The organism is Modestobacter sp. KNN46-3 (assembly GCF_011039295.1).
This window is the reverse complement of record NZ_JAAKGN010000223.1, coordinates 1-5,877: the sequence shown is the minus strand read 5'-3', so window position 1 is coordinate 5,877 and position 5,877 is coordinate 1. Positions and strand designations below refer to the sequence as shown.

The 5,877-nt window shown below is 72.8% G+C and carries 6 protein-coding genes; 5 read left to right on the top strand and 1 reads right to left on the bottom strand.

The features are described from left to right. Positions 1–346 precede the first annotated feature (346 nt). The 5 genes from dnaK to G5C62_RS25080 all read left to right on the top strand — a co-directional run bounded on the left by dnaK (position 347) and on the right by G5C62_RS25080 (position 5,376). A complete protein-coding gene (gene dnaK / locus G5C62_RS25100; protein WP_036336337.1) occupies positions 347–2,233 on the top strand; it encodes a molecular chaperone DnaK in 1,887 nt (628 codons plus the stop codon). 64 nt (positions 2,234–2,297) lie between these two features. Continuing rightward, positions 2,298–3,050 (top strand): nucleotide exchange factor GrpE, encoded by a 753-nt coding sequence (gene grpE / locus G5C62_RS25095; RefSeq protein WP_036336338.1) that lies wholly within the window; start codon positions 2,298–2,300, stop codon positions 3,048–3,050. Positions 3,051–3,131: 81 nt separating this feature from the next. Next, positions 3,132–4,376 carry a molecular chaperone DnaJ gene (dnaJ, locus tag G5C62_RS25090; protein WP_036336339.1) on the top strand — a complete coding sequence of 415 codons (1,245 nt, stop codon included), beginning with the start codon at positions 3,132–3,134 and terminating at the stop codon, positions 4,374–4,376. Further along, positions 4,373–4,804: a heat shock protein transcriptional repressor HspR gene (locus G5C62_RS25085; protein WP_036336340.1), complete on the top strand. Its 432-nt coding sequence runs from the start codon at positions 4,373–4,375 to the stop codon at positions 4,802–4,804. The genes dnaJ and G5C62_RS25085 overlap by 4 nt, the downstream gene beginning before the upstream one ends. Before the next feature lie 44 nt (positions 4,805–4,848). Beyond that, entirely contained in the window at positions 4,849–5,376 is a 528-nt protein-coding gene (locus G5C62_RS25080) for a MarR family winged helix-turn-helix transcriptional regulator (RefSeq protein ID WP_231558300.1), read from the top strand. Positions 5,377–5,414: 38 nt separating this feature from the next. Here G5C62_RS25080 and G5C62_RS25075 read toward each other — a convergent pair. Continuing rightward, on the bottom strand, positions 5,415–5,877 hold a 463-nt coding region (locus G5C62_RS25075; protein WP_164703157.1), incomplete at its 5' end, for a (Fe-S)-binding protein.

The window sequence follows — 5,877 nt, the reverse complement described above, 5'->3', positions numbered from 1 at the left end:
CCGCGCGGGTTCCGGGTGGTGCGCCGTCCCAGCCTGACCGGCTGAGGTCGACGTCCTACCTGACCGTGTGGGCACCTACCGAACGGTCGGCCGCTGGGTAGGTGCCCACATGACCAGGTGACCTGATCCCGGTGCGACGGGGGCGCGACCGTGACGGCACGGCGACGGCGCCCGGTCGATGAGGGGCGTGTCACGAGGTCGGCCCCTGGGAACACAGCCGCCACCCCTGCCGTTAGGCTGGGCAGGAAAGTTGAGCGGACCAGGCGCAAGGCCCAGCGATGGACGGCGCCGGCCCTCGACTCCCAGACCAGCACCATCCCGTCAGCAACGCTAGGAGAGGCCTTCCATGGCACGAGCAGTCGGAATCGACCTCGGCACCACGAACTCCGTCGTCGCGGTCCTCGAGGGCGGCGAGCCCACCGTCATCGCCAACTCCGAGGGTGCGCGCACCACTCCCTCGGTCGTCGCGTTCGCCAAGAACGGCGAGGTCCTGGTCGGCCAGTCGGCCAAGAACCAGGCGGTCACCAACGTCGACCGCACGATCCGCAGCGTCAAGCGCGAGATCGGCACCACCTGGAAGACCGGCGACATCGACGGCAAGCAGTACACCCCGCAGGAGATCAGCGCCCGGGTGCTGCAGAAGCTCAAGCGCGACGCCGAGACCTACCTGGGCGAGCCGGTCACCGAGGCCGTCATCACCGTCCCCGCCTACTTCGAGGACGCCCAGCGCCAGGCCACCAAGGAGGCCGGGGAGATCGCCGGCCTCAACGTGCTGCGCATCGTCAACGAGCCCACCGCCGCGGCCCTGGCCTACGGCCTGGACAAGGGCGAGACCGAGCAGACCATCCTGGTCTTCGACCTCGGTGGCGGCACCTTCGACGTCAGCCTGCTGGAGATCGGCGACGGCGTCATCGAGGTCAAGTCCACCGCCGGTGACAACAAGCTCGGTGGCGACGACTGGGACGAGCGGGTCGTCAAGCACCTCGTGCAGACCTTCAACGCCCAGTCCGGCATCGACCTGGCCAAGGACAAGCTGGCCATGCAGCGTCTGCGTGAGGCCGCTGAGAAGGCCAAGATCGAGCTGTCCGGCGCGCAGTCGACGAACGTGAACCTGCCCTACATCACCGCCGGCGCCGACGGCCCGATGCACCTGGACGTCACGATCACCCGCGCCGAGTTCCAGCGGCTGACCCAGGACCTGCTGGACCGCACCAAGGCCCCGTTCAACCAGGCGATCCGCGACGCCGGCGTCAAGGTCGGCGACATCGACCACGTCGTCCTGGTGGGTGGCTCGACCCGGATGCCGGCCGTCACCGAGCTCGTCCGTGAGCTGACCGGCGGCAAGGAGCCCAACAAGGGCGTCAACCCCGACGAGGTCGTCGCCGTGGGCGCCGCGCTGCAGGCCGGTGTGCTCCGCGGTGAGGTCAAGGACGTCCTGCTGCTCGACGTCACCCCGCTCTCCCTGGGCATCGAGACCAAGGGCGGGATCATGACCAAGCTCATCGAGCGCAACACCACGATCCCGACGAAGCGCTCGGAGATCTTCACGACGGCCGACGACAACCAGCCGAGCGTGCAGATCCAGGTCTTCCAGGGCGAGCGCGAGATGGCGTCCTACAACAAGAAGCTCGGCATGTTCGAGCTGACCGGTCTGCCGCCGGCGCCCCGCGGCGTCCCGCAGATCGAGGTCGCCTTCGACATCGACGCCAACGGCATCGTGCACGTTCACGCGAAGGACCTCGGCACGGGCAAGGAGCAGTCGATGACCATCACCGGCGGCTCGGCCCTGCCCAAGGACGACATCGCCCGGATGATGGCCGACGCCGAGGCGCACGCCGAGGAGGACAAGAAGCGCCGAGACGAGGCCGAGACCCGCAACCTCGCCGAGTCGCTGCAGTACCAGACCGAGAAGTTCCTGGCCGAGAACGGCGACAAGATCCCGGCCGAGAAGAAGGAAGAGCTCGGCGAGGCGCTGACCGAGCTCCGGTCGTCCCTCGGTGGGTCGGACATCGCCGCGATCAAGACCGCGCAGGAGAAGGTCGCCCGCATCTCCCAGGAGGTCGGTGGGGCCCTCTACGCCCAGGCGCAGGCCGACGGGGCCACCGACGGTGCGGCAGGTGGCGCCGGCTTCGACGGCGGCACCGATGCCACCGGTGCGACCTCGACCGGGGCCACTGGGGACGACGACGTCGTCGACGCCGAGATCGTGGACGACGAGTCCGACAAGCGCTGACCTCACCGTCGACGCGCAGCTGCACCGGCCCGGGTGACCGGGCCGGTGCACCGAGCGGGAGACGATGAGCCAGCAGGACGAGCAGGCGCCGCGGGTCGTCATCCGTGACGAGCGGCGCATCGACCCGACCAGCGGCACGGTCCGTGTGCCGGCCGGTGACGAGCCGGCCGGTGCCACGCCGGAGCAGGGAGAACACATGAGCGAGCACGAGAACGACACGAGTGGCTCCGGGAACGGAGCGGGCCCGGTCGTCGAACCGCCGGTGACCGGCGGGATCGAGAGCGGGGCCGACGACACCGCGCGGCAGCTGGCCGAGCGGACCGAGGACCTGCAGCGGGTCACCGCCGAGTACGCCAACTACCGGCGCCGGGTTGAGCGTGACCGGGTGCTCGTCGTCGACCAGGCGGCCGAGCGCTTCGCCGGCCAGCTGTTCCCGATCGTCGACGACATCGAGCGCGCCCGGGACCACGGCGACCTCACCGGCGCCTTCAAGGTCGTCGCCGACCGGGTGCTGGGGCTGCTCGACGGCCTCGGGGTCACCTCGTTCGGCAAGCCGGGCGACCCGTTCGACCCGGCCCTCCACGAGGCGGTCCTGCACGACACCTCCCCGGAGGTGAGCGAGCCGACCGCCACCACGGTGCTGCGGCCGGGCTTCCAGCGCGGTGACCGGGTGCTGCGCACCGCGATGGTCGGCGTGAGCGAGCCGGAGGCCCCGGCCGCACCTGCTGCGGCTGCGGGACCGGAGGTCGTGGACGCCGAGGTGGTCGACACCGCCGCGGACGCCGATCAGTCGGGCTCCGGCCCGGCCGCCGGCTGAGCCCGACCCCCGGCCGGTCCGGCCTCCGTCTCCCGGAGGCCGGCCCGGCCCGTCCCCCGCCCAGCAGAGAGGAGGCGCCCGATGAGCAGCACCCGGGACTTCATCGAGAAGGACTACTACGCGGCCCTGGGCGTCGCCAAGGACGCCGACGCCGCCGCCATCAAGAAGGCCTACCGACAGCTGGCCCGTGAGCTGCACCCGGACAAGAACCCGGGCAACTCGCAGGCCGAGACCCGCTTCAAGGAGGTCTCGGAGGCCTACGACGTCCTGTCGGACCCGAAGCGGCGGGCGGAGTACGACGACGCGCGCCGGCTCTTCGGTGCTGGTGGCTTCCGACCCGGCGCCGGTGCGCCCGGCGGGTTCCCCGGTGGCTTCCCCGGCGGGGGCGGTGCCGGCGCGGGCCAGCCGTTCGACCTCGGCGACCTCTTCGGCGGCGCGTCCGGCGCCCCCGGCGCCGGCGGGCGGGCCGGTGGCCTGGGCGACATCTTCGGCGGCCTGTTCACCGGCGGCGCCACGAGCCCGGGTGGCTCCGCGCGCGGCCGCAGCCAGGCCGCATCCGGTCCGGCCCGAGGTCAGGACGTAGAGACGGAGGCCACCCTCGCCTTCGACGAGGCCGTGCTCGGCGTGACCGTGCCGCTGCGGATGCAGAGCCCGGGCACCTGCCCGACCTGCGCCGGCAGCGGTGCCCGCCCGGGCACCAGCCCGCACACCTGCCCGGTCTGCAACGGCGCGGGCGTCACCAGCCGCAGCCAGGGCGCGTTCGCCTTCTCCGAGCCGTGCAAGGAGTGCCGCGGCACCGGCTCGGTGGTCGACGACCCCTGCCCGGAGTGCAAGGGCGGCGGGGTCACCACCCAGACCCGCACCATCACCGTGCGCATCCCGGCCGGGGTCAAGGACGGGCAGCGCATCCGGTTGCCCGGCAAGGGCGCCCCCGGGCGACGCGGTGGCCCGGCGGGCGACCTGTTCGTCGTCGTCCACGTCAGCGGCTCGGAGCTCTTCGGGCGCAGCGGCAACGACCTCACCCTCACCGTGCCGGTCTCCTTCGCCGAGGCGGCGCTGGGCACCACGCTCACCGTGCCCACCCTGGACGGGTCGGTGTCGCTGAAGGTCCCGGCCGGCACCTCCAGCGGCCGCACCTTCCGGGTCCGCGGGCGCGGCGTGCCGGCCAAGGGCACGACCGGCGACCTGCTGGTCACCGTGGAGGTCGCCGTCCCCAGTCGGTTGACCCCGGGTGCCCGGGAGGCGATCGAGAAGCTCGCCGCCGAGCTGCCCGACGACCCGCGACCGGAGGTCACGGCCGCGCTGCGGAACGGAGCGGCGCGATGACGCTCCCCGACCCCGGCCGCTCCTTCGCCGAGGACGCCCCGGTCTTCGTCATCTCCGTCGCCGCCGAGCTGGCCGGCATGCACGCCCAGACGCTGCGGCAGTACGACCGGCTCGGCCTCGTGAGCCCCGGTCGCACGGCCGGCGGGGGCCGCCGGTACAGCCCGCGGGACGTCGCGCTGCTGCGCGAGGTGCAGCGGCTGAGTCAGGAGGACGGCGTCAACCTGGCCGGGATCAAGCGGATCATCGAGCTGGAGTCCCGGGTCGAGGCGCTGCAGGCACGGGTGGCCGAGTTGCTCGACGAGCTGGAGCTCTCCGAGGCCCACCGGATCGCGGCCGAGTCCGCGGTGGCGGCGGCCTACCGCCGGGACCTGGTGCCCCGCACGTCCAGTTCTGCCCTGGTGGTGTGGCGGCCGACAGGCCGGCAGTGACGCGTTTCGGGAACGCCGAGTCCGCCTCGGACGTGGAGAACGGTGTGACCGTCGACAGCGCAGCTCGCGCCACCCCGGACGGAGCCGACGTGGACAGCGCCGCGCAGGACCCGCATGCCGCCTACGTCGCGCTGGAACGCGAGGTGGCCCTGCTGCTCCGCCGAGCTCGGGCCATCTCCGGCCGGTTGGGTGGCCAGCTGCACCAGGACCTCGACGGCGCGGCGTACGGCCTGCTGGTGCTGCTGGACGACGCCGGCCCGCTGCGGGCCAGTGACGTGGTCGCGCGGCTTGGGCTGGACAAGAGCACGGTCAGCCGTCAGGTGTCCTCGCTCGTCGACCTCGGCCTGGTCGACCGGGTCGCCGACCCCGACGACGGCCGAGCCCAGGTGCTGTCGACGTCCGAGGAGGGGCACCGGCGGCTCAGCCGGCTGCGCGATGCCCGTCGGGCGCGCTGGGAGGCCGACCTCGCCGACTGGGAGACCTCCGACGTCGCGACCCTCGCCCTGCTGCTGGGCCGGCTGAACCGGCTCGGCGAGGCGCACGAGGCCGAGGTCACCGGCCAGACCGACTGAACGCCGAACGGCCCGCCCCAACCGGGGCGGGCCGTTCGTCAGTGCTGCGGGCCGAGGGTGCTGACCGGGAGACCCCGGATCGAGGCGTCGATGACCTCGATGGTGTGGGCCAGGCCGATCCGGGTGCCCTGCCGCTCCAGCGAGGACGAGACCTGCATCAGGCACCCGGGGTTCGCGGTCACCAGCAGCTGGGCCCCCGTGCCGGCGATGTTGCGGGCCTTTCGGTCGCCCAGCTCGCGGGCGGGTTCGGGGTTCAGCACGTTCCAGATCCCGGCCGAGCCGCAGCAGACCTCGGCCTCCGCGATCTCCTTCACCTGCAGGCCGGGGATCTCCCGCAGCAGGCTGCGCGGCTGACTCCGGATGCCCTGCGCGTGCCCCAGGTGGCAGGCGTCGTGGTAGGCCACGGTGACCTCCAGCGGGTGCCGCGGGGCGACGCTGCCGAGGTCGGCGAGGAACTCCGAGACGTCCCGCACCTTGGCGGAGAAGGCCTTCGCCCGCTCG